The 2774-nt window shown below is 70.4% G+C and carries 3 protein-coding genes; 2 read left to right on the top strand and 1 reads right to left on the bottom strand.

The annotated features are described in order from the left end of the window. Positions 1-170: BON domain-containing protein (locus RB628_RS40185; protein ID WP_318325595.1), on the top strand; the 170-nt coding region annotated here is incomplete at its 5' end. Between the two features lie 132 nt (positions 171-302). Here RB628_RS40185 and RB628_RS40180 read toward each other — a convergent pair. Further along, positions 303-1121 (bottom strand): universal stress protein, encoded by an 819-nt coding sequence (locus tag RB628_RS40180; protein WP_318325594.1) that lies wholly within the window; start codon positions 1119-1121, stop codon positions 303-305. Positions 1122-1363: 242 nt separating this feature from the next. Between RB628_RS40180 and RB628_RS40175 the strand changes: the two genes are divergently transcribed. After that, positions 1364-2239 carry a universal stress protein gene (locus RB628_RS40175; RefSeq protein ID WP_318325593.1) on the top strand — a complete coding sequence of 292 codons (876 nt, stop codon included), beginning with the start codon at positions 1364-1366 and terminating at the stop codon, positions 2237-2239. The last annotated feature ends 535 nt before the right edge of the window (positions 2240-2774 follow it).

Below are 2774 nucleotides of genomic sequence, written 5' to 3'. Positions count from 1 at the left end.
TCCACGTGAACTGCCACGAGGGAGTCGTCACCCTCCGCGGACACATCCGCGACACGTCACTCATCTCGGTCGCCGTGCGCCTCGTGCGCGCGGTGGAGGGCGTCGTGGACGTCGAGCCCCAACTCACCGGCGAGTCCGCCACTCCATCTGGACCGAGGGGCGCGCGATAACGGTCAGGCGGTGCGGCCCCACCACCAGGGTGGGCAGGTGCCTGCGTCGGCGCTGGTCACGAGGTGGTCGGGCACAGTTCTCACCTGCCTCTCGACCGAAGTAACACTGAGCCCCATCCGGGCCCTACCTGGTCATATCTGCGGAACGACCGCGATCGGACACGGCGCGTGATGCAGCACCGCATGGTTGACCAGGCCCAGCTGCAGACCGACGTGCCCATGTCGTCTGCGGGCTCCGACGACGAGCAGATCAGCAGCGGACGCGGCATTCAGGAGCGCCTGGCGTGCCGGGCCCTCGACCACCTCGCTGCTCACCGGCACGTCCGGATACCGCTGTTCCGGGCCACGCAAGGCGTCGGCGAGCACCTGGGCAGGCGGGCGATCGAGGGCTTGGAGAGCGTAGCCGGACAGTCCCGGAGGCCCAGGGTTCCCTACCGGGACACTCCAGGTGTGCACCGCCAGGAGCCGGCAGCCCCGCACTTGGGCCTCGCGGAACGCGAACTCCACGGCCGTACCGCTGCCCTCCCCGTCCTCGACTCCGACAACGACGCAGCCGAACCGGCCGTGCCGGTGCTCCACACCGCCGCGCACGACGACGACCGGGCAGTCGGCACGGGCCGCCACAGCCAGGCTGACCGAGCCGAGGAGCAGCCCGGCGAGACCTCCGAGCCCTCTGGACCCGAGTACCAGAGCGAGGGCGTTGCGTCCTGCGCCGACCAGCGCGGACGCCGCGTCCTCGGACAGCACCTCACTCGACAGCCGTACCGCAGGAACACTCTTGCCGGCTCGCTCCGAGGCTGCGGCGACCAGGTCTGACGCGTCATGGCCCGCTGCGGCCGCGTGCAGGAGACGGAGCGGCACCTCGTGCCGGGCTGCCTCATCCGCGGCCCAGTCCACCGCCTCGAGGCTCGCCTCGGACCCGTCGATGCCGACCACCAGGGGAACCGCCATTGCCTCCGCCTCCTCCTCATGCCGAACTTCACGTCCGTCCGTCCGTTCGTCGCCGTTCCGGGACCGCATGCGCCACGAGGAGATCTGGGGTACTCCTCAAGGGGGAAGCGCCGTGGTCAACGCGCCGACACAAATGCTCATGCCGCTGTCCGGACTGCTGCGGTCTCGGTGAGTCTTTGGCCGTGCGGGCTGGCTGTGGGTCACCGTCCTTTCCAGCTTCGTACGAGACGGAGGCAGTCGCCATGGAACGAGTCCTCACCGTGGGCCTCGACGGCTCACCCGAGAGCCTCGCCGCTGCCCACTGGGCCGCCGACGAAGCCCAGCGGCGCAAACTCACCCTGCGCCTGCTGCACGCGTGGCCGCTACTGGCGCCGGAACCGACCGCCGTCCCCTCGGAAATCGACCAGAACTACTGGGCGAAGCGGCTCGTGCACAACGCCCAGACGGAACTCCAGGCACACCACCCGGGCCTCACCGTCGTCGGCAACCTGGTCGCCGACGACGCGCAGGACGCACTGATCCAAGCGGCGTCCGAGTCGGAGATGCTCGTGCTCGGCTCCCGCGGCCTGACTCCTGTGGAGAGCTACTTCCTCGGTGACATCAGCATGTCCGTCGTGGCAAGCGCCGAGGGGCCCGTGGTCCTCGTCCGCGCCGACAAGCGTGCAGAAGGCCCCTCGACGCCTGAGTCAGGTGCGGCAGGCGGAGTGGTGGTGGGGCTGAAACTGCATGGCCCGTGCGACGACCTGCTCGAATTCGCCTTCACCACCGCAGCAGCTCGGGGCGTGCCCCTCCGCGCCGTTCACGGCCGCGCCATCCCGATCCACGCGTACGCCCCGTGGGGCGTGGACCACACCGTGACCCAGGAGATCATCCAGGACGCGCAGAAGCACCTGAGGCAGACCCTCCGCCCCTGGTGCGAGAAGTTTCCGGGCGTGGCCGTGACGGACGACATCCGCCTCGAAAGTCCCGCCAGGGTCGTCGTAGCAGCCGCCGAGCGCGCCGAACTCCTGATCGTGGGCCGGCGCAGCCACCACGCCCCGGCACCACGCCTGGGCTCCGTGGCCCAGGCCGCCGTCCACCACGCGCGCTGCCCAGTCGCCGTCATCCCTCATGAGTGAACCGAGCCGCTACGGGAAGCCGGTGGTGTCGGACCCACTCGGCGTCACGGACGCACTGCTGCCGTCCGCCGTCTGGGCAATCGCTACGCGGGACCTGCGGCAACCCGGCGGCGACACCACCTGCACAGGTCCAGCTCTCGCAGGCTGCGCACCGGGCGGGAGCCACCGCGAGCACCCGACATTCCCGTAGCCGCTGACACCGGTAACCCGGTCCTGCTCGGTAGTGTGCTCTTAGGTGAGCCCGCGTGGCAGGAGTGGCCTGGACCGTGACGACGGGCAGATGAGATCGCCGGTTCTCGCCCCTGCGCGGCCAGCGCCCGCGCCTGCGCAACAGCCGAACGATTCCGCTGTCGGGACTTCTGGCAACGCCGAGCGCCAGGTGTCAGCCGTGGGGGCTCTCTGCCGTTGGCCGTCGCCGCCCGTTGTCGCCGGCAACGGCGATGACGACGCCGGTGATCGAGTCGGCCCCTTGAAGCGCCTGGCCGCGAGCACGAGCCGGTGCCGCTCGGCGGAGGCAACTCCCGGAACGCGTGAA

Source organism: Streptomyces sp. ADMS, assembly GCF_033441795.1.
Lineage (GTDB): Bacteria > Actinomycetota > Actinomycetes > Streptomycetales > Streptomycetaceae > Streptomyces.
Note: the sequence above shows the minus strand (reverse complement) of the source record. Positions and strands in the feature narration are given on the sequence as shown.

Bases quoted from the DNA above. Each gene is read 5' to 3' on its own strand.
- RB628_RS40180 (WP_318325594.1), bottom strand. From the start codon at position 1,121: ATGGCGGTTCCCCTGGTGGTCGGCATCGACGGGTCCGAGGCGAGCCTC.
- RB628_RS40175 (WP_318325593.1), top strand. From the start codon at position 1,364: ATGGAACGAGTCCTCACCGTGGGCCTCGACGGCTCACCCGAGAGCCTC.